The organism is Veronia nyctiphanis (assembly GCF_004116385.1).
In the GTDB taxonomy this organism is placed as follows: domain Bacteria; phylum Pseudomonadota; class Gammaproteobacteria; order Enterobacterales; family Vibrionaceae; genus Veronia; species Veronia nyctiphanis.
In genome coordinates this window covers 56,288-77,789 of sequence record NZ_PEIB01000023.1, presented here as the reverse complement: position 1 = coordinate 77,789, position 21,502 = coordinate 56,288, and the positions used below count along the sequence as shown (strand labels likewise).

At 47.8% G+C, this 21,502-nt stretch carries 16 protein-coding genes, 1 tRNA gene, 1 other RNA gene and 6 pseudogenes; 4 read left to right on the top strand and 20 right to left on the bottom strand.

All coding sequences use genetic code 11. From position 1 onward, the window contains the following. Positions 1–82: 82 nt before the first annotated feature. The 6 genes and pseudogenes from CS022_RS16640 to pncC form a co-directional block, all read right to left on the bottom strand. A tRNA-Ser gene (locus CS022_RS16640) sits at positions 83–174 on the bottom strand. A 215-nt stretch (positions 175–389) separates the two neighbouring features. Continuing rightward, positions 390–587 (bottom strand): carbon storage regulator CsrA, encoded by a 198-nt coding sequence (gene csrA / locus CS022_RS16635; RefSeq protein WP_129123218.1) that lies wholly within the window; start codon positions 585–587, stop codon positions 390–392. 498 nt (positions 588–1,085) lie between these two features. Further along, positions 1,086–3,665: an alanine--tRNA ligase gene (gene alaS / locus CS022_RS16630; protein ID WP_129123217.1), complete on the bottom strand. Its 2,580-nt coding sequence runs from the start codon at positions 3,663–3,665 to the stop codon at positions 1,086–1,088. A gap of 155 nt (positions 3,666–3,820) precedes the next feature. After that, positions 3,821–4,276, bottom strand: a complete 456-nt coding sequence (locus tag CS022_RS16625; protein ID WP_408057257.1) for a regulatory protein RecX — start codon at positions 4,274–4,276, stop codon at positions 3,821–3,823. A gap of 2 nt (positions 4,277–4,278) precedes the next feature. Beyond that, positions 4,279–5,324, bottom strand: a pseudogene (gene recA / locus CS022_RS16620) (recombinase RecA). A 138-nt stretch (positions 5,325–5,462) separates the two neighbouring features. Beyond that, positions 5,463–5,948 (bottom strand): nicotinamide-nucleotide amidase, encoded by a 486-nt coding sequence (pncC, locus tag CS022_RS16615; protein WP_129123215.1) that lies wholly within the window; start codon positions 5,946–5,948, stop codon positions 5,463–5,465. A 145-nt stretch (positions 5,949–6,093) separates the two neighbouring features. Here pncC and mutS point away from each other — a divergent pair, with 145 nt between their 5' ends. Beyond that, entirely contained in the window at positions 6,094–8,628 is a 2,535-nt protein-coding gene (mutS, locus tag CS022_RS16610) for a DNA mismatch repair protein MutS (protein ID WP_408057256.1), read from the top strand. Between the two features lie 82 nt (positions 8,629–8,710). On the opposite strand, the gene rpoS is transcribed toward mutS, so the two are convergent. The 9 genes and pseudogenes from rpoS to CS022_RS16565 all read right to left on the bottom strand — a co-directional run bounded on the left by rpoS (position 8,711) and on the right by CS022_RS16565 (position 15,395). After that, complete coding sequence (rpoS, locus tag CS022_RS16605) at positions 8,711–9,697, bottom strand: RNA polymerase sigma factor RpoS (RefSeq protein ID WP_129123213.1); 987 nt, start codon at positions 9,695–9,697, stop codon at positions 8,711–8,713. A 44-nt stretch (positions 9,698–9,741) separates the two neighbouring features. Further along, positions 9,742–10,694, bottom strand: a pseudogene (locus tag CS022_RS16600) (peptidoglycan DD-metalloendopeptidase family protein). Between the two features lie 14 nt (positions 10,695–10,708). Beyond that, positions 10,709–11,361: pseudogene (locus CS022_RS16595) on the bottom strand (protein-L-isoaspartate(D-aspartate) O-methyltransferase). Continuing rightward, entirely contained in the window at positions 11,354–12,082 is a 729-nt protein-coding gene (gene surE / locus CS022_RS16590) for a 5'/3'-nucleotidase SurE (RefSeq protein WP_129123212.1), read from the bottom strand. Before surE ends, CS022_RS16595 begins: the two are co-directional and overlap by 8 nt. Then, positions 12,063–13,117 (bottom strand): annotated as a pseudogene (gene truD, locus CS022_RS16585) (tRNA pseudouridine(13) synthase TruD). Before truD ends, surE begins: the two are co-directional and overlap by 20 nt. Further along, positions 13,114–13,595 (bottom strand): annotated as a pseudogene (ispF, locus tag CS022_RS16580) (2-C-methyl-D-erythritol 2,4-cyclodiphosphate synthase). The pseudogenes truD and ispF overlap by 4 nt, the downstream one beginning before the upstream one ends. Before the next feature lie 12 nt (positions 13,596–13,607). Next, the gene (ispD, locus tag CS022_RS16575) at positions 13,608–14,342 is read right to left on the bottom strand and encodes a 2-C-methyl-D-erythritol 4-phosphate cytidylyltransferase (RefSeq protein ID WP_129123211.1); all 735 of its coding nucleotides are present in this window, start codon (positions 14,340–14,342) and stop codon (positions 13,608–13,610) included. A gap of 31 nt (positions 14,343–14,373) precedes the next feature. Next, a complete protein-coding gene (gene ftsB / locus CS022_RS16570) occupies positions 14,374–14,646 on the bottom strand; it encodes a cell division protein FtsB (protein ID WP_129123210.1) in 273 nt (90 codons plus the stop codon). Positions 14,647–14,774: 128 nt separating this feature from the next. Then, complete coding sequence (locus CS022_RS16565) at positions 14,775–15,395, bottom strand: LysE/ArgO family amino acid transporter (protein ID WP_129123220.1); 621 nt, start codon at positions 15,393–15,395, stop codon at positions 14,775–14,777. A 106-nt stretch (positions 15,396–15,501) separates the two neighbouring features. Here CS022_RS16565 and CS022_RS16560 point away from each other — a divergent pair, with 106 nt between their 5' ends. Continuing rightward, entirely contained in the window at positions 15,502–16,404 is a 903-nt protein-coding gene (locus CS022_RS16560) for a LysR family transcriptional regulator ArgP (protein ID WP_129123209.1), read from the top strand. Positions 16,405–16,502: 98 nt separating this feature from the next. Next, the gene (locus CS022_RS16555; RefSeq protein WP_129123208.1) at positions 16,503–17,210 is read left to right on the top strand and encodes an oxidative stress defense protein; all 708 of its coding nucleotides are present in this window, start codon (positions 16,503–16,505) and stop codon (positions 17,208–17,210) included. Between the two features lie 82 nt (positions 17,211–17,292). On the opposite strand, the gene serA is transcribed toward CS022_RS16555, so the two are convergent. The 5 genes and pseudogenes from serA to zapA all read right to left on the bottom strand — a co-directional run bounded on the left by serA (position 17,293) and on the right by zapA (position 20,659). Then, on the bottom strand, positions 17,293–18,522 hold the full coding sequence (gene serA / locus CS022_RS16550; RefSeq protein WP_129123207.1) for a phosphoglycerate dehydrogenase: 1,230 nt from the start codon (positions 18,520–18,522) through the stop codon (positions 17,293–17,295). 247 nt (positions 18,523–18,769) lie between these two features. Next, positions 18,770–19,421, bottom strand: a pseudogene (gene rpiA / locus CS022_RS16545) (ribose-5-phosphate isomerase RpiA). A 98-nt stretch (positions 19,422–19,519) separates the two neighbouring features. Then, on the bottom strand, positions 19,520–20,113 hold the full coding sequence (locus tag CS022_RS16540) for a 5-formyltetrahydrofolate cyclo-ligase (RefSeq protein WP_129123206.1): 594 nt from the start codon (positions 20,111–20,113) through the stop codon (positions 19,520–19,522). 43 nt (positions 20,114–20,156) lie between these two features. Next, a non-coding RNA gene (gene ssrS, locus CS022_RS16535) (6S RNA) lies at positions 20,157–20,339 on the bottom strand. An 8-nt stretch (positions 20,340–20,347) separates the two neighbouring features. After that, the gene (zapA, locus tag CS022_RS16530; protein ID WP_129123205.1) at positions 20,348–20,659 is read right to left on the bottom strand and encodes a cell division protein ZapA; all 312 of its coding nucleotides are present in this window, start codon (positions 20,657–20,659) and stop codon (positions 20,348–20,350) included. Positions 20,660–20,927: 268 nt separating this feature from the next. Between zapA and CS022_RS16525 the strand changes: the two genes are divergently transcribed. Continuing rightward, the gene (locus CS022_RS16525) at positions 20,928–21,497 is read left to right on the top strand and encodes a YecA/YgfB family protein (RefSeq protein WP_129123204.1); all 570 of its coding nucleotides are present in this window, start codon (positions 20,928–20,930) and stop codon (positions 21,495–21,497) included. The last annotated feature ends 5 nt before the right edge of the window (positions 21,498–21,502 follow it).

Below are 21,502 nucleotides of genomic sequence, written 5' to 3'. Positions count from 1 at the left end.
CCTCCGACCGCCTGGTTCGTAGCCAGGTACTCTATCCAGCTGAGCTACGGACGCGCAGGCAATAAATTGCGTTGCAAGAAAATGGCGGTGAAGGAGGGATTCGAACCCTCGATGCGGGATAAACCGCATACTCCCTTAGCAGGGGAGCGCCTTCAGCCACTCGGCCACCTCACCGTCTTGCGGAGGCACATATTACTTTGAGCCAGAAATATGTCAAACACTTTATCTGTAAAAATGAACATTACCGGCGCGTTTGGACACTTAACAACCAAAGCCTGAAATCATCGTGCATTAGTTGCACCATTCGCTTTAAAAATGAACACACTAGAGGTATTAAAAAGGCCGATGAAAGAATCGGCCTTTTTAATAAATATGAGGTACAAATCTGTTCAGAAATTACCTGAAGCTTGGCTTTGACCGCTTTTCTCTGCTTGTATGCGCATATAGATTTCTTCGCGGTGGACTGACACCTCTTTTGGTGCATTCACACCAATACGTACTTGGTTGCCTTTCACGCCCAGTACAGTAACAGTCACTTCATCACCAATCATCAGCGTTTCACCAACGCGACGAGTCAAAATCAGCATTATTCTACTCCTTGAGTAATTACAACTTACTTTCTATTTAGGCCAGCAAATATGCCCTTGAGCGTCATTTCACAGCTATGTGGACCAACTGCAGCAGCAATTCAAAGGCTGAATAAGTTTTTTCAGCAAAAAAGGCACTAACATCAGAGTCTCATGATGATAGTGAAGTCAGCCCACATTTCTTATTACTTGATTCTCCACTATGGCGCATTTCTGCGAGCAACACCAGTTTAGCAATGAGAATTTTCACATTGATCTTAGACAATCCGCTTGAAATATGTATCACATTTTGGGCGTTTGTTTTGTTGATGTAGAAAAACATCGACCCGAGCACTGTGCTGAGAACACACTCATCGTATTGTGCGATGCATCACATAATTTTAAGTGTGTGCACTATACAGATAATGTGATGAAGTGCAAATAGTGTTCACGAAAAATAAAAAAAGCTCCGTGACACGGAGCTTTCTTGATCTTGCTTCACTTTCTTGATTTTAATGCTTACAGACGTTCTGCCAACCAAGCGTTTACAGAAGCAACCGCCGCTGGTAATGCTGCTACATCGGTGCCACCAGCTTGCGCCATATCGGGACGACCGCCGCCTTTACCACCGACTTGTTGAGCAACCATATTGACCAACTCGCCCGCTTTGACTTTACCAGTGAGATCTTTGGTGACACCGGCAATGAGGCCGACTTTGTCGTTAGCCACGTTGCCAAGCAACACCACACCACTTCCCATCTGGTTCTTCAAGTCATCAACCATTGAACGCAATGCTTTGTTGTCAGCACCGTTCAATTCAGTCACCAAGACCTTCACACCATTGATATCCTGAACTTTGTTGATTAACCCAGCGCTTTCCTGAGCAGCCAGTTTCTCTTTCAGTAATTGGATTTCTTTCTCAAGTGACTTAACTTTGGTCTGAGTCTCAGACGCTTTGGTCGCGAAGTCGTTTTGCTGCTGATAGAAACTGTCGAGGGCAGCCTGACCTGTTACTGCTTCAATGCGGCGAACACCGGCAGCAATACCACTCTCTGACACCAGTTTAAACAGACCAATATCGCCTGTGCGGCTGGCGTGAGTACCGCCACAGAGCTCGATAGAGAAGTCACCCATGGTAAGAACACGGACTTGATCGTCGTATTTCTCACCAAACAGTGCCATCGCACCTTTTTCTTTTGCTGCATCAATATCCATGATGTCAGTGTTGATGCTGTGGTTAACACGGATATGGTCATTCACCATGTCTTCAACCTGACGAAGCTCTTCAGGCTTCACTGCTTCGAGGTGTGAGAAGTCAAAGCGCAGGTTATCAGCGCGAACCAATGACCCCTTCTGAGCAACATGCTCACCCAGTACTTGACGCAGTGCTTCATGAAGCAGGTGTGTCGCAGAGTGGTTAAGTGCCGTTGCTTGACGACGCGATGCATCAACGTCTGCGTTGACACTCTCACCAGTAGTCAGCGTTCCATCGACCAGCTTACCTTTATGGCCGATACCATTACCGAACTTTTGGGTATCCTCTACTGCAAACTTGCCTTGGTCGGTAAACAGGAAACCTGCATCACCGCATTGGCCACCAGATTCCGCGTAGAACGGAGTTTGGTCAAGCACAATGACCGCCTCATCTGCGGTTGCCAATGCATCCGCTTTCTCTCCGTCAACATAAATCTCAGTGATCACACCTGTTCCCTGAGTCGCACCATAGCCAGTGAACTCAGAAGGCGCATCGACTTTGATAACGTTGTTATAATCAACACCAAACTGGCCTGCTTCACGCGCGCGCTGACGCTGCGCTTCCATTGCTGTTTCAAAGCCTGCCTCGTCAATAGTCAGACCGCGCTCACGAGCAACATCGTTGGTTAAATCAGCCGGGAAGCCATAGGTATCGTAAAGCTTAAATACAGTTTCACCGTCAAGCTCTTTACCGTCCATGCCTTCCAGTGCATCGTTGAGGATTTGCATACCACGGTCCAACGTCCGACCGAAGTTCTCTTCTTCAATTTTCAGTACTTTCTCGACCAGTGCTTGCTGTTTTTTCAGCTCTTCGCCTGCTGTACCCATGATTTCTGCTAATGGGCCAACCAGTTTATGGAAGAAGGCACCTTGCGCGCCGAGCTTATTACCGTGACGCACAGCGCGGCGAATGATGCGGCGCAAGACATAACCACGGCCTTCGTTTGACGGCATCACACCATCAACAATCAGGTAAGCACAAGAGCGGATGTGGTCTGCAACCACGCGAAGCGACTGGTTTGATAAATCCTCATAACCAATAACCTGCGCAGTTTCTTTGATCAATGTCTGGAAGATATCTATCTCATAGTTCGAGTGAACACCCTGCATGATCGCAGCGATTCGCTCAATACCCATGCCTGTATCTACTGAGGGCTTTGGCAGGGGCTCCATAGTACCGTCGGCCTGACGGTTGAACTGCATGAAAACGTTGTTCCAGATCTCAATGAAGCGGTCACCATCTTCTTCAGGTGAACCAGGAGGCCCGCCCCAGATATGATCACCGTGATCATAGAAAATTTCAGTACATGGCCCACAAGGACCGGTATCGCCCATCTGCCAGAAGTTATCAGACGCATACGGCGCACCTTTGTTATCACCGATACGCACGATACGTTCTTCTGGGATACCCATCTTCTCATTCCAAAGCGCAAACGCTTCGTCATCGGTCGCGTAGACCGTCACCATCAACTTGTCTTTGGGCAGTTTCAGTACGTCAGTCAGAAATTCCCATGCGTATTTGATAGCGTCTTCTTTGAAGTAATCACCAAAGCTGAAGTTACCCAACATCTCAAAGAAGGTGTGGTGACGGGCAGTGAAGCCAACATTTTCTAAGTCATTGTGTTTACCGCCAGCACGAACACAGCGCTGAGCAGAGGTTGCACGGGTATAGGCGCGCTTCTCGGCCCCCAGAAAAGTATCCTTAAACTGGTTCATACCTGCATTAGTAAACAACAACGTTGGGTCGTTGGCAGGCACAAGCGATGAGCTGGGCACGATTTGGTGCCCCTTGCTTTCAAAGAACTCGAGAAACGCACGGCGGATCTCATCAGTGCTCATGTACATTGGCTAATCCTGAAAATTTGGGTTCTACAAACAACGGTTTTGCGTAAAACGCGAAAAATAGACGCTATGATACCACAGCTATTTGGATGTCATTGTAAACAAGGAAATGATTGGCGGAAAGAGGAAGGCACACTTACAAGACGAAAGAGGTTTGATCAGTCTTCATCACTCTCTGACGACAACGCATATTTTATCTGATCAAAGTTGAAACCACGGTATTGTAGGTAACGAACGCGCTTTGCATGCTCTTTCATGTCGACTCGTGGAATGGAGCCTTCAAGGTCACCGAACTTTCTCAGTGCAACATCTCTGGCAACTTCATACCAATCATGCTGATCATTTTCTTGAGCCAAATCGAGGAAGCTCTGGGCAATCCCTTTTTTTCTGGCATCCAGACAAATACGTTGCCAACCATGCCCTTTCATAATGCCATGGCGCAATAGCGACTCGGCGAAACGTTGGTCATTTAGCCAATTGTGTTCAAGGCAGTGTTGAATAGCAAAATCGATGTCTTCAGGAGGGCACTGTCGCTGGGCCAATTTTTGGCGCAACTCCAGTTCAGAATGGTCGCGGCGAGACAATAGTCCCACCGCAAGCTCTCGAGCAGTCAGGGTCAGAGTGCTTCTCCCTCAGCCTGCTCAGCTTCGTTTTTATCATCAGCCGGCGCGTTAGCGGTTTGCAATAGCATGTCGCGCAGTGTTTTATCAATTTCCTGTGCGATTTCCGGATTTTCTTTCAGGAATTTACAGGCGTTGGCTTTACCTTGGCCAATCTTATCGCCTTTATAGCTATACCACGCACCCGCTTTCTCAACCAGTTTGTTCTTAACGCCCAAGTCAATCAGCTCGCCATAAAGGTTAATACCCTGTCCATAAAGGATCTGGAATTCAGCTTGTTTGAACGGCGCAGCAACCTTGTTCTTCACCACTTTCACACGCGTATCATTACCCACAACCTCATCGCCATCTTTGATAGCACCGATACGACGAATATCAAGACGAACTGACGCATAGAACTTCAGTGCGTTACCACCCGTAGTTGTTTCAGGGTTACCGAACATCACACCAATCTTCATGCGAATTTGGTTGATGAAGATCATCAGGGTGTTGCTGTTTTTGATGTTTGCAGTCAGCTTACGCATTGCCTGAGAGAGCATACGAGCTTGAAGACCCATGTGAGAATCACCCATCTCGCCTTCTATTTCTGCTTTTGGTGTCAAAGCAGCAACGGAGTCGATGATGATGACATCAACCGCGCCAGAGCGCGTCAGTGCATCAGCAATCTCTAGCGCCTGTTCACCTGTGTCTGGCTGTGATACCAGAAGGTTATCGATATCAACGTTCAGCTTGCGCGCATATACAGGGTCAAGTGCGTGTTCTGCATCAATAAAGGCACAGGTTTTACCTTGTTTCTGTGCTTCCGCAATCACCTGAAGAGTCAATGTGGTTTTACCTGATGACTCAGGACCATAGATTTCAACAATACGGCCATAAGGAAGACCACCAGCGCCCAGCGCAATATCCAGAGACAATGAACCCGTCGATACCGTCTCAATGTCCATGGTTTTATCATCACCAAGGCGCATGATAGAACCTTTACCGAATTGTTTCTCAATCTGGCCAAGTGCCGCGCTAACGCCTTTTGTTTGTTGTCGTCCATTTGATTCTCCGACGGATACGCTGTTCGCTTGCTAGAAGATGAAATCTCACTGTTTATGGAGTGTAAGTATACTGTCCATTTATACAGTGTCTAGCTCTGTACAAAACTTTTCTTATCTTTCGTGTTTTCGATCTGATTTTATTGCTGAATTTCAAACAGTAAACGGCGCAGACTATGCTCTATAGTTGCCACACGGATCTTGTGCCTGTCACCATCAAAGTACTGGGTATCTGATATTCTTCTGCCATCTTTAAACGCCCAGCCGAAACAAACCATGCCGACAGGCTTGTCTTTTGTGCCACCGCCCGGCCCAGCAATACCGCTGACAGACACAGCGAAATCCGCATTGGCGGCTGCTAGAGCGCCCGAGGCCATTTCTTCTGCGACTGCTTCGCTCACTGCCCCATTAGCGCCCAGCGTCTCAATACTGACACCCACCATGTCTTCTTTTGCCTGATTACTGTACGTAACAAAACCCCTTTCGAACCAACCAGAGCTGCCAGCCACCTCCGTCAAAACATAAGCAATACCGCCACCAGTGCAGGATTCAGCCGTTGTCACTGTCTGTCCGGATGCTGCAAGCTGTTTTCCAACATCCACTGCTAAATCTGTCAGTGTTTTCATCGTGGTCTCCCATTGAATTGCAAGCCTTGCCTTCTTGGATACTTTACCCCATCCCCCGGATTCACGTATCCTTGTTGCTCTCCAAATTTCACTAAATCTTGCAGGCCACACAGTGACAGTACAAGCATTAGCAAATCACACCCCAATGATGCAGCAATATCTCAAGATCAAAGCCAAACATCCTGATGAATTATTGTTTTATCGTATGGGTGATTTCTATGAGCTGTTCTTTGATGATGCCAAGCGCGCATCACAATTGCTGGATATTTCGCTGACCAAGCGAGGTTCATCAAACGGTGAGCCTATCCCGATGGCTGGCGTGCCCTATCATGCGGTCGAGGGCTACCTCGCCAAGCTGGTACAGTTGGGTGAACCCGTCGCTATTTGTGAGCAAATTGGCGACCCTGCAACCAGTAAGGGGCCTGTCGAACGCCAGGTTGTGCGCATCGTAACACCAGGAACCGTTTCTGATGAAGCACTGCTCACTGAGCGTACGGACAATTTAGTCGCTGCGATTTTCAATAAAGGTGATGAGTTTGGTTACGCGACACTTGATATTACCTCGGGGCGCTTTCTACTGTCGGAACCAGCGACGGAAGAAGAGATGCAGGCTGAGCTTCAACGGACACGTCCTGCGGAGCTCCTCTATCCGGAAGACTTCGGTAATCTTGACCTGATAGAAGCATTTAAAGGCAAACGCCGCCGTCCGATATGGGAGTTCGATTTAGATACCGCCCGCCAGCAGCTTACGCAACAATTTGGTACCCGCGATCTGGTCGGTTTCGGCGTTGAAGATAGCCCTCTAGGACTTGCTGCAGCGGGATGCCTAATCCAATACGTCAAAGACACTCAACGTACCGCACTCCCACACATCCGTGCCTTAGTGAAAGAAAACAAAAACCTTGCTGTTATTCTGGATGCCGCGACTAGGCGCAATTTAGAATTGACGCAAAACCTCAGCGGGGGCACAGACAACACACTAGCGTCCGTTTTAGATAAAACAGCAACCCCAATGGGAAGCCGGTTGCTGAAACGTTGGTTACACCAGCCTGTCCGTGATTTACCTCTTCTGAATAGTCGTCTTGATGCGATTACCTCGCTCAAAGACACAGGGCTGTATGTTGAGCTGGCAGAAGTATTACGCCCTATCGGAGATATGGAGCGTATTCTGGCCCGTTTAGCACTTCGTTCTGCGCGTCCAAGAGATCTTGCACGCCTACGCGCGGCACTCCAACAACTTCCAGAACTGTCGAGCCTTCTTGAGGAAATTGAGGATCAAGCCTTGTCACCACTCAAGGCCGCCAGTCAACCCATGCCTGAACTGGCTGAGTTATTGGAGCAAGCGATCATAGACGCACCACCCGTTATCATTCGCGACGGTGGCGTCATTGCACCCGGCTATAATGCAGAACTTGATGAGTGGCGAGAGCTCGCTGACGGCGCCACCAGATACCTTGAAGAGCTTGAAGCGCGTGAGCGAGACCGACATGACATTGATACACTCAAGGTCGGTTTTAATAATGTCCATGGTTTCTATATCCAAGTGAGCCGAGGGCAAAGCCATCTGGTACCGCCACATTACGTAAGACGACAAACGCTCAAAAACGCTGAACGCTATATCATCCCAGAGCTTAAAGAGCATGAGGACAAAGTGCTCAACTCAAAATCCAAAGCGCTGGCCTTGGAGAAAAAATTGTGGGATGAACTGTTTGACTTACTGCTCCCACATCTTGAAGCATTACAAAAATCGGCCGAAGCGCTATCGAGCCTCGATGTATTAGCCAACCTCGCTGAACGTGCTGAGACACTTAACTATTGCCGCCCACAATTGAAAGAAACAACGGGCATTGAGATCACAGCGGGAAGACACCCAGTGGTCGAACAGGTGCTGGATAAGCCATTTATCGCCAACCCAACTTCTCTTTCATCAGAACGCAGGATGCAAATTATCACAGGCCCTAACATGGGCGGTAAATCAACATACATGCGCCAAACTGCGCTGATAACGCTATTGGCTCACATCGGTTCATTCGTTCCAGCTGACGCTGTCTCTCTGGGCCCGGTAGACAGAATATTTACCCGCATTGGCGCATCTGACGATCTGGCGTCTGGTCGTTCAACCTTTATGGTCGAGATGACAGAAACAGCGAATATTTTGCACAACGCCACTGAGAACAGCTTGGTACTCATGGATGAAATTGGCCGTGGAACCAGCACCTATGATGGCCTGTCTCTCGCATGGGCAAGTGCCGAATGGCTGGCGGAGAGACTAAAATCTATGACCTTATTCGCCACTCACTACTTCGAGCTTACTGAATTAGCTGGGCAGGTAAAGGGATTGGTAAATGTTCATTTGGATGCGATGGAGCATGGTGATGGTATTGCTTTTATGCACGCCGTTCAGGAAGGGGCTGCCAGTAAATCTTACGGTTTAGCCGTCGCTGGTTTAGCCGGTGTACCAAAAACAGTTATCAGTCGTGCGAAAAGCAAACTGCGTCAGTTGGAAGCCAGTGGCCATGAAGTAGTAACGGGCGAAAATCATCAGACAGGTCAACAAGCACAACTTTCATTGATACCAGAGCCCAGTGAAGCAGAAGTAGAACTGACCAGATTGAATCCAGACGAGCTTACCCCTCGTCAGGCTCTTGATGCGCTCTATCGTCTCAAAGCGTTGCTATAAATAAAAAAGGTATTGGTGACAAACAAAAAAGCCCCGCTAGGGGCTTTTTCAGTTTTGGAGCATGCTAAAAAGTGTGTGTTGCTTACTGCTCAGCAGTGAAAAGTGATTCTATGCTCAAACCTTCATGCGTCAACATGTCTCTCAGACGACGCAGGCCTTCCACTTGAATTTGACGAACACGCTCACGTGTCAGACCAATTTCGCGACCAACATCTTCAAGCGTTGAAGCTTCGTGACCCAAAAGGCCGAAACGACGTGCCAATACTTCACGCTGCTTTGGATTCAGCTCCTGCAACCAATGCACGATCGTCTTCTTCATGTCTTCATCCTGAGTTGTATTCTCAGGACCGCTCTCTTTCTCGTCAGGAATGATGTCAAGAAGCGCTTTTTCGGAGTCACCGCCAATTGGGTTATCGACCGAACTCATACGCTCATTCAAGCGGAGCATGCGGTTGACGTCTTCAACAGGCTTGTCGAGCTTCATCGCGATATCTTCAGCGGTCGGCTCGTGGTCAAGCTTTTGCGCCAGCTCTCGAGCAGTTCGCAGATAGACGTTCAACTCTTTAACCACGTGTATAGGCAGACGAATGGTACGCGTTTGGTTCATGATGGCGCGCTCAATCGTTTGGCGGATCCACCATGTCGCGTAGGTCGAGAATCTGAAACCGCGCTCGGGATCGAATTTCTCAACAGCACGAATAAGGCCTAGATTGCCTTCTTCCACAAGGTCTAATAATGCCAAACCGCGATTTGAATAACGGCGGGAAATTTTCACCACCAGACGGAGGTTACTCTCTATCATTCTCTTACGAGCGGCTTCGTCGCCACGCAGAGCTCGGCGTGCATACAGCACTTCTTCTTCTGCAGTAAGGAGTGGAGAATAACCAATTTCACCTAAGTAAAGTTGTGTCGCGTCCAGTGCTTTGTTACTTGAGCTGAAAGATAATGCTTCTTCCGCCGCCGCTGTGGCTGCATCATCATTCAGTTCTTCTGAATCTATGGCCAACGATTCAATATCAACATCTTCATCGATCGCATCGACTTTTTTTGCAGTATTGTTTTGACTCATAGCGCCTCCCAAATATGGCATAGCAATAGAAGATACTTTTCGATTTATCGCCTTGGCAAATACCTCAACGGATCAACCGATTTTCCCTTATAGCGTATCTCGAAGTGTAAACGAACGGTGTTGGTACCTGAGCTTCCCATCGAGGCTATTTTTTGCCCTTTGGAAACGCTTTGTTTTTCGCTTACATATATGCGGTCATTGTGAGCATAAGCGCTGAGGAAATCATCGTTATGCTTGATAATGACAAGGTTTCCATAACCTCTGAGTGCATTACCGGCATAAACTACTTTGCCATCAGCAGACGCTCTTATTTGTTGTCCGCGTTTTCCCGCTATATCAACCCCTTTGTTACCCAGCTCTGAGCTAGAAAACTTCTCTAAGACCCGACCACTGACTGGCCACGACCATACAACTTTTTGGCTGGTGGGTTTTGTCTTGTTATCAACGGGAGCTTTAGCAGTTGTTGACTTTTTGTTAACGGTGTTATTTTTTTTGTTAGGTCGAATGTACTCTTTTGACTTTGGTGGATCAACTTTTTTCGTATTTTGAGATTGAGATCCCGACTTTTTTTTTTCGACGCGTATTTTTGTTCCCCAGACGAAGAAACAGCAGATGCTACTGTTGGTGCGGCCGCCACGGCAGAAACGGTCGAAGAACCAGCAATTACAGGGGCTTTAGCGATGCTGGTGCCATATTCAGGAGAGCGATACTTCTCATGCCAAAGTTGTATTTTCTGGCCGGGAAAAATAGTGTAGGGCTGTTTGAGATGGTTTATCCGTATGATTTCATTCACATCACGATCAGTGATATACGCGATGTAGTATAGCGTGTCGCCTTTTCGAACTTGATAAAAGCTCCCTCGATACGTACCACGCTTTTGGTCTTTATACTTTGAGTGAAGGCCGTTAACAGGTGCAGGTGACGAAATGGTGCAGGCAGAACAAAGCACCAATATAATTAGACTAATAAGAATTTTATACTTATTTAATTTTGCCACCTGATTGGGCTCTCCTAAGCTAAATCACCGGCAACTAATGGAACGAACTTCACAGCCTCTATTACCTCAGTGGCAAAGTCGTCATCTTGTCTGGTTACCTTATAGAGAGTTTGCTCAGTGTCACCAACAGGATGATCATGACCCCTCCATCAGCTAATTGATTACAAAGATCTGCTGGCATACTTTCTGCTGCTGCAGTGACAATAATTGCATCAAATGGACCTTTGGCAGGCCAGCCCTTCCAACCATCACCATGCTTTGTCGCAATGTTATATAACTCAAGTTGTTTGAAACGACGCTTGGCCACCATTTGTAGCTGCTTAATGCGCTCAACCGAGAAGACCTGATCAACCAACTGAGCCAATACACAGGTTTGATAACCTGAGCCTGTACCAATCTCCAAGACTCGACTTTCTCTTTTTAATTGAAGAAGTTCAGTCATTTTAGCAACGATGTAAGGCTGAGAGATTGTCTGTCCAAACCCAATAGGCAATGCGTTGTTATGATAAGCCTGATGCGACATCGCTTCGGAGACAAATGAATGACGTGGTAAACGTGACATTGCCTCAAGAACACGCATGTCTTTGATACCTTGCTGACTCAACAGCTGAATAAGTGCATTGCTGTTCACTGAATTCTCACCTTTTATTTTACGCTGTCTATCCATTTCGCGAGCGATCCATGCTCTCGTAGGCCGTCAAATCCACCTGAAGCGGTGTGATTGATACACAGTAATTTTCAACTGCATGAAAATCTGTTCCTTCGCCTGCGTCCTGCTTTTCGCCGGGAGGTCCAATCCAATAAATGGGTTTGCCTCGAGGGTCGGTTTCGCAAATCATGTTTTCCGCCCGATGTCGGGCACCGAGGCGCGTCACTTTCCATCCCCGAATTTGATCGAATTCGCAGTCAGGTACATTAACATTGAGAATTCTATTCTGAGGGAAATTCAACGTAGATTTTTGATTCAGCATTGCTTTTATCACCAGAGCAGCCGTCTCAAAGTGTGTATCACCACACAGAGACACCGCAATAGATGGAATGCCCAGAAAGAAACCTTCTGTCGCCGCAGCAACCGTTCCGGAATAGAGAACATCATCGCCAAGGTTTGCGCCATGATTGATGCCGCTAACAACAAAGTCAGGCTTGTAATCAAGCTGCTCAGTTAACGCAAAGTGAACAGAGTCTGTCGGTGTACCCTCAACCGAATACCTCTGCTCACCCAGATCACGAATGCGAAGTGGGCTCTCCAAGGTTAATGAGTTGGAAGCACCCGAGCGATTTCGGTCCGGCGCAACAACGGTGACATCGCCAATGTCTGATAGCACATTCGCCAACACATTAATGCCTTCTGCAAAGATACCATCGTCGTTACTGATTAAAATTCGCATCCTGTTCCCCTTCATGGTTTTCAATCACTTCACGCATCACGGCAGTCGCAAAGCTACCTGCTGGTAAGAAAAATGATACCGACAATGACGCTTCTGCCACTTCCCAGCGCATTTCCTTTGGATAAAGGCGCATCGCTCGACGCTCATGGCGCATGCGATTACCTCGAATTACCTTCAGAAGGTCGGGCTCTTGGTCAACAATTGATTGCTCAAGAGCTTGTGCGTCTTGAGCCGTTGGCAACGCATTATCACCCGTCATCGGCGCGGTTATCTTCCATTGACCGGATTGAATTTGCGAAACTGCGTTTTCGGTGGATTCAACCAGTTGCAACGTTTCACTGCTATCAACCAGCAAATCACCCAATAAGGGGGCTGTAAATGTGCTGTTCTCCAAACGGGCTGACACAACCTGATTGAAAAGAAAGGAGCGTGCAGCTGAGAGATAGAAGCTACGTTTGCTCTTGTCGCGCACGCGGAATTTATCCTGCCCCCACTCTCGGGCCGAAGTGACATTATTCCCATTTCGACCAAAGCGTTGACTACCGAAATAATTGGGTACGCCCTGCGCTTTGATGGCTTCGAGACGTGAATGAATATCGCCATTGGCTTCGAAGTCTGACACCACCAGCGTAAAATGGTTGCCAGTAAGATCGCCCGGCCTAAGTTTCTTGTCGTGGCGCGCGTCGCAAGTACCGCATCAACACCCTCATGTTCAGCCACAAAGTGAGAAAGGTCTGGTTCGTCTTTCCCCGGAAGGTGAACACTGAACCATTGCTCAGTCACCGCATGACGGTCTTTTAAGCCCGCCCAGCTGACATCACGGGATTTAACGCCGCACTCTTTTGCCAACTCATTGGCAACGTATTTGGTGTTCTCACCTATCTTTCGAATTCGAACTAAGAAGTGCTCACCATGACCAACAGGCTCAAAAGCCAATGTCTCGCTGACGAAAAAATGTTCAGGTTTCGTTTTCAGTGTGCCTGTTGCCGTTGGCTTGCCGTGAAGATAAGCAAGAGGCGCAATTACATCTGTCATACGTCACCCTTTTGCAGCAATACCACGGCTGCACACGCAATCCCCTCTTTACGGCCAGTAAACCCGAGGCGTTCAGTCGTGGTTGCTTTAACATTCACATTGCCAATCGCAGTATCAAGATCTTCAGCAATCACCTGACACATGACCTCGATATGTGGTGCCATTTTGGGTGCCTGCGCCATGATAGTGACGTCTAGGTTGCCGATAACATATCCCTTCGCCTTTACTTTTTCGTAGACGTCGCGCAATAAAGCGCGACTGTCAGCGTCTTTCCACTCATCACTGGTATCAGGGAAATGACGACCAATGTCGCCTTCAGCGATTGCACCCAACAAGGCATCACTCAAGCGTGTAATGCAACATCGCCATCTGAATGCGCGATCAGGCCCTGCTCATAAGGGACACGTACACCACCGATGATTACCGGGCCTTCGCCACCAAATTTATGGACGTCAAAACCATGTCCGATACGAATCATTATACTTCCTCGTTATTTGCTGGCTTGTGGACAAGCAGTTGAAAGGTAAAAAGTAGCCAATGCCAGGTCTTCTGGCTGAGTGACTTTAATGTTGCTTGCAGAGCCAGTGACAAGCTTGGGCGAACTGCCTGAGAGCTCAATAGCAGAAGCCTCATCAGTCACCGGCAGGCCTTTATTGAGAGCATCTTCAAGCGCCTTCAACAACTGGCCACAATTAAACATTTGCGGCGTTAGCGCGTGCCAGAGCTGCTCGCGGCAGACAGTTTCATTAATCTCGCCTGTCGCTGAGCCTCGTTTCATGGTGTCACGCACCGGGCAGGCAAGAATAGCACCATCAGCATGGGTTGTTGCCTCTGCAATCAGCGCATCAATATCATCTAACGCCACGCATGGCCTTGCTGCGTCGTGCACCATGACCCAATCGGTGTTTTGTAGAGATTTTAAGCCGGACAAAACGGAATCAGCGCGCTCTTTTCCGCCACTAACGATGCGAACGCGGTCATGATGCTTTAGGCAAGTTTGAGAGAAATACTCATCTCCATCACTGATTGCAATAACCACGTGGGATATTGATGGATGGTCAAGCAGTCGCAGTACGGTGTGCTCAAGTATCGTCTTATCACCAATTTTCAGGTACTGCTTAGGGATGCTGGATTTCATCCGCTTGCCCACCCCAGCGGCAGGCACAACAGCAATAATGTCCGACAAAGGCATTTCGGGCCGGCCATTTGAAGTAGATTTGGTCATGGAGTCTGTCTGTGTTGTTGAGATTAAGGGCTTACTCACCTGTAATGCGGTAAAACGTTTCACCCGGCTTGATCATTCCCAGCTCGTTACGGGCACGCTCTTCAATCGCTTCCTGGCCCCGTTTAAGATCGGCAATTTCAGCGAACATTTGCTGATTACGCTGGCTAAGTTTTGCGTTTGCCTGCGCCGTGGCCTGACTGGCATCTTTGATTTCGTGATAATCCAGCACGCCGTTCTTCCCCCACCATAGATGGTATTGAAGCCAGCCGACCAGACAGATCAGGCACACAGTAAGTGTTCGCATGGATGAGGTATCCCGAGTAAGCCTTTCAGATTCTTCTAAATATAGCTGCCAATAATCCCATATTCATGCGGAAGGTGCCAGACAAACCCCAGTAAACGCCTTTTAAAACACAGAGGTTGGGCATTGTCTCAGGCGGACAACCAATACATCGCGAGCTTTACACCGACAAACAGCATCATCAACCCGACAAAGATATCGATGCACCGTCGAATAGCGGGCTTGTTCAGTATTGAGGACAGACGTGCAGCGGCAGCAGCGAGAGAGAAGAACCACACCAAAGATGCAGACACCGCACCGATAGCAAACGCGACTCGCTCAGTTTGAACCAATTGACCACCAATCGAGCCGAGAACAACAACCGTGTCTAGGTAAACATGCGGGTTTAGCAATGTGACGGCGAGAGTGCCCATCACGACGGCACCTAGGGAGCGAAAACGACCCGATGATAGCGAGAGTTTATCTGTTTCAGAGAACGCACTTTTAAATGATTGACATGCATAGACCACCACAAAGGCGATACCACCCAATGTCACAAGATTCAAAAGCACCGGATTACTGGCGAGCAGCATGCCTCCACCAAAGATGCCAACAAGGATAAGTAACAAGTCGCAGACAGAGCAGATTGCGGCTGTCAGCATGTGATGCTGTCTGTTCAACCCCTGATTGAGTACAAACGCGTTCTGGGCACCAATAGGAATAATCATGCTCAGGCCCAATCCAAATCCCTGAACAATAGTCAGTAAACTCAACACGTTTTTCTCCTTTGTTCTATCGAAAAATAACAGCCTAGCCCTTGCACACACATCAAGTAAAACTAATAATTTTAATAAATCATTAGCTGGACTAATTTCTAAAATGAGAGGCCTTGATTACCGATGGCTCGAAGCACTTGATCATGTTATTTCGTATGGCGGCTTTGAGCCTGCTGCAAATTCACTGTGCATCACCCAATCAGCGGTATCACAGCGGATAAAACAACTCGAAAAACTGGCTGCCAAACCTGTGCTAATAAGAGGCTCACCACCGATCGCAACACCAACAGGGCAACAACTTCTGGGCCTTTACCGCCGGGTGATGTTGCTCGAAAGCGAGGTATTGCCTGACATTGTTGGTATCAATGATAACGAAAGAGTCACAGTTTCTCTCGCCACCAATGCGGATAGTCTCGCCACCTGGCTGCTCCCAGCTTTATCGCCACTGATGGACCAACAGCTGATTGAACTGGACCTTCTGGTCGATAATGAGTTGCTTACACTCGATAAACTGAAAAGCGGTGAAGCCATTGCTGCCATCAGCAGCGAGCCTAAATCTCTTGCGAGTTGTCAGTCAGACTTTCTTGGCTATATGGAATATATCTGTGTCTGTAGCCCTGAATTTTATCAGCGCTTCTTTTCTGATGGCTTGGAAAAGACATCAATATGCCGGGCACCTGCTGTGGTATTCGACAAATTTGATCCTCTCCATGCTGAGTTTTTGCAGTATCATTTTGATGCGCCGCCAGACAGTTGGCGAAGTCATCTTGTAAGATCTTCAGAAGCTTTCATTACCATGGCAAAACTCGGCGTTTCCTATGCTTCAGTGCCAACCCTTATGGCTGCGAAAGATATCGAGAACGGTTCGCTTATAAATATGTGCCCCGGAAAATCACTCCATCGACCTCTGTACTGGCAAAGGTTCAACGCAGAAAGCGGTATCCTTCGTCGTGTCAGCGAGACTTGCATTCAGTATGCAAGACAGGCCTTAATTCAGAAAAAATAAAAGGAAATGACCAGCCTCAGAAAAATTTCCCTCGCCACTTGGGATATTACTGGGTTATTTATTGTCGAACCCTTGTGCTAACACTTCGGACGAGAAAAATGAAAAAGACTTTTTTAGCGGCTTTGCTGTCAACTCAGGTTCTACTTTCACCGCTGGCTTTTGCTGGTGACATGGATTTTGCTCATATCGAAACCATGGGAATTGGTGAAGTTGCCACCACACCCGACATGGCCAACATTCAGGTAGAAGTCACCACTAACGAACGCACAGCCAAAGAGGCCAAACAAGGCTCAGACAAGGCTGTCGCAGCATTGCTGACAAGGCTTGAGAAAAAAGGTATTTCAAGAAAAGACATTGAAAGCGCCAATATCTCACTGCAACCGCAGTATCGCTATCCAAAAGACAGCGCACCAGTGCTAACTGGGTATCGGGCCAGCCGCTCGGTCTCGATCACCATCAACGACTTGGACAAACTCAATGATGTGTTAGACGGTGCGCTGGATGATGGAATCAACCGCATCAACTTCATCAATATGCAAGCCAGCAACCTGAAAATGCTGAAAGAACAAGCACGACAGGCGGCTGTTCAGGATGCTATCGCAAAAGCCAAGGCATTAGCAGAAGGCTTCGGTGAGTCTATCAAGGGTGTGTACAAAATCCGTTATTATGACGAGAGCTCTGCCATCCCAGCGCCACAATATCGCATGATGGCCGCAGCCGATAACAACATTGGTGAGAGCTACAAAGGCGGCCAAATCAAGGTTAGCGACAGCGTAGAAGTGATTTTCGAGTTGAAAGACAAGTAGCATCGTATTTCCTAATCACAAAAAAGGCCGCAAATGCGGCCTTTTTTTATCCCCATAACAGAGACAAAATGATTATGAAGAATCAGTGCAGAATACGGGCGCGAATTGTGCCTTCGATAGTCTTCATTCTCTGCAGTGCTTTCTCTGCGTATTCTGTTTCAATGTCGACAACCACATAACCAATATCAGCCGTTGTTTGCAGATACTGAGCGGCAATGTTCACACCGTCTTCAGCAAAAATAGTATTCAGCTTGGTCAGAATACCCGGACGGTTTTCGTGGATGTGTAACAAGCGCGAGGTGCCACCATGGCCTGGCAGCGAGACTTCAGGGAAATTAACTGCCGATAGAGTAGAACCATTATCGGAGTATTTCGCCAGCTTGCCTGCGACTTCAATGCCGATGTTTTGCTGTGCTTCCTGTGTTGAACCGCCGATGTGCGGTGTCAGAATAACGTTATCAAAAGCACGCAGTGGTGATTCAAACGGGTCTTTATTGGTTTTGGGCTCAACAGGGAATACATCAATTGCAGCGCCTGCAAGATGACCACTTTCCATCGCACCACACAGTGCATTGATATCAACCACTGTGCCGCGTGAAGCATTGATAAAGATTGAACCCGGCTTCATACGTGAGAACTCTTCCGCACCCATCATGTCTTGCGTACTGTCGGTTTCAGGCACGTGCAAAGAAATGACATCACTCTTGTTGAGTAGCTCGCTCAATGAGTGAATCTGCTCGGCATTACCGAGAGATAGTTTGTTCTCGATATCGTAGAAGTAAACACGCATACCCAAGTTCTCGGCCAAAATGCCCAGCTGAGTACCGATGTGACCATAACCGATAATGCCGAGGTTTTTGCCACGCGCTTCGTAAGAATTGTCTGCTGACTTAAACCACTCACCACGGTGTGCCTTAGCGTTTTTCTCTGGGATACCGCGAAGCAACAGTAAGATTTCGCCTAGTACCAACTCAGCAACACTTCGGGTGTTAGAAAACGGTGCGTTGAAAACGGGGATACCGCGCACGGCTGCTGCATCAAGATTGACCTGATTAGTACCAATACAAAAACAACCCACAGCGACCAGCTTCTTCGCAGCTTCAAATACCTCTTCGGTAAGCTGAGTACGGGAACGGATACCCACAAAGTGCGCATCAGCAATCGCTTCTTCAAGCTCTTTTCCTGACAGTGAGCCTTTGTGATATTCAATATTGGAGTATCCAGCGCTTTGAAGGGTTTCCAGTGCGCTCGGGTGGACGCCTTCCAGAAGAAGGATCTTAATTTTGTCTTTCTCCAGAGATATTTTTGCCATGGGCGTTCTTGTCCTTAAAAACTAACGGAAAATCTCAAATTCATTGCTCTTATTTTGGGCTGTTAGAGCATATTTAGTGCTTAAAGTAACAAAAACAAACAAAGAAAGGTAAGAAATTTGCGTAATTAGTCATAAAAAAACGGTGCTGAGGGAGCACCGTTAAGTCTATGACTTTCTGTTACGCAAACGTTTGGCATAAGAAGTTAAAAAGGACTTTCACCCCATACCCTGCTAATTTGCGGAAAAATCAGTATTTTTTAACACCTTCTGGTGTACCGACGATCAGAGCATCCGCACCACGGTTGGCAAATAAGCCACAGTGACAACACCTGCAATCGCATTAATTTTATCTTCCAGGCCTTTAGCATCAGTAATCTGAAGATTGTGAACATCAAGAATGATATTGCCGTTGTCCGTTACAACGCCTTCACGATAACAAGGGTCACCGCCTAGCTTCACTAACTCGCGGCCCACATAAGAACGGGCCATAGGGATCACTTCGACAGGAAGAGGGAATTGACCCATCACTTCAACACGCTTGGTGCCATCAACGATACACACGAATTGCTTGGAAAGCGCAGCCACAATTTTCTCTCGGGTCAACGCAGCACCGCCGCCTTTGATCATTTCGTTAGCGCCGTTAATCTCATCTGCGCCATCAACATACACATCAAGCTGCTCACTTCATTGGCATCAAAAACCTTAATACCGATTTTCTCCAAGCGCTCAGTCGATGCAACAGAGCTTGAAACCGCACCTTCAATGTCATCTTTCATGGTTTCAAGTGCATCAATGAAGTGATTTACCGTTGAACCTGTGCCAACGCCAACGATGCTTCCGGGTTTTACGTAATCCAAAGCCGCCCAACCAGCTGCTTTTTTCATTTCATCCTGTGTCATTTTGCGTCTCCTGCTAAATACCCTGACTGGCGCAGAGTATACCCGCAGCTGTAATCTGGATCAGCCACTAATACGAAGAGTTAACCGCGTTTTGACCTTCACCACCGCCAGTGACGAGAAGGCGTAAGAATATGCGGGAGAGGAACGTCCCATGCTTCAACGGGTAAACGCTCCACCTGCTGGCAATCATGTGCAAGACCTATAGGCGTTGCCTTTAGGCCCTTGGTGGTCAGCGTTCTGTCGTAATAACCTCCTCCCATACCCAGTCGCTGTCCTTGCGCATCAAAGGCCACCAACGGGGTGCAAATCACATCTATCTCAGTGACAGGACAAACCGCTGTGACATCCAAGACGGGTTCTGCAATTCCGTAAGTATTTGCCTTCATCGGCGTCTCTTTTCGGTAGAGCAGAAAGAGTAAATGTCCGGGTGTAAAAGGGTGAAGGACAGGCAGAAACACCTCTTTGCCCTGCTGCCAACAAGCATCAATCAACGGCTGAGTATCTATTTCACCATCAACAGAGAGGTATAAGGCAATGCGGGATGCATTTTTGACTTCGCTTGATTCACAGAAGTAGGAAAGTAAAGCCTCACTGGCACAACGTTGTTGATCATCACTTAATGCCCGCCGGGCCTGACGCACTTGCTTTCGCAGTGCTTGCCTTTGCTGTTGGCTTTGATTCAATGAGGTCATTCGGCTGTCCTTGCCGCGATGGAGGGCTCCACATTTTGCATTAGGGGGCCCCGGAGTGCCGTTGGGATCGTCAGCCCTTGAACCCTGCGGTTCAAGGCGGACAAGGCGAATAAACCGTAGGCTTCTCGGTACGAGCCGAGCATGCTCAATAGCTTATAACACATCATCCTTAAGTTTGCTTATCGGCTCAGGGACGTGGATCCGCTGACAAACACTCCAGGGTCAAACTGGTTTCTAGGCTTCATGCCGGGCGCTGTGTTTTTGCAGCGCCGCTTCGATGGATTGCTGAAGCAAGTCTATGCGCTGCTTCATTAGCTCCTTCTCGGAATCACTTTTCGCTCTTTCTGCATGCAGTTCATTACAAACATTCAATGCAGCGATAGTAAGCAGCTGTTCCGTATTGGTTACTTTAGTGCGCTCAGACAATTCATGCAACCGCTGATCAAAGTCTTCCGCTGCAGTGACAAGCGCTTCTTCCTGCCCAGACGGGCAGTTAACACGCATCACTTTACCAAGAATTTTTATTTCAACAGCCTGAGTAATCATAATCTTTGTGAGCTCCATGCAGAACGCGTTGTCGCACTCTGACGCAACAGCCGCAACTATAAGAAAAGCAATATTAAACTTCAAGTTTATCCTACACCTGAGTGTCTCACGACGTGTTAACTAGTCGAAAAGCCATCAATGTGATGAAAATCAGAACAAATGGTCTTTCTGGTCAACAGAGCGAGACTTTTTTCACTGCTTTGTTTAGTCATTTTTGATGGAAGTGGTAGCATGGCATCAATATTTTTCAGCATGCAAGGTAGTTCCATTGACTGACACCACTCTACCTCAATACGAGGCAATTAAAACCACACTCTCAACCAGCAGTCTGGCCGTGACACCTGCTGAGATGCATGGGCTTCTAGCAGGAATGATGTGTGGAGGCCTGGACTCGGAGCAAGGTACATGGGTACCAATGCTGTACGATTTCACTAATGACGGTATGGCGTGGCCTACCAATGCCATGCTGATTGCAACCAACAGCATGTCTATCATCAAAGGTGAGCTATTGTCTGATGAGCTGTCGTTTTCTCTGCTACTGCCCGATGAAGATGGTGATCTAATTGACCGTGCTGACGCGTTAAGTGAATGGGTAAGTAGTTTTATGGCGGGTATCGGGTTGATGAACATCAAACAAGCTGACCTCGACAGTGATATCAAAGAGGCGCTTGGCGATCTGACAGAAATTGCGCAACTCGGCGTTGACGAAGATGATGACATGGAAGAGCAAAGCATTTTGTTTGAACAAGTGATTGAGCACGTGCGCGTTTGTGCCATGACTATTCACGCCGTTCTTGGTAAACGCCAACCGCCGGAACAAAACAAAACGTTGCATTAAGGGAG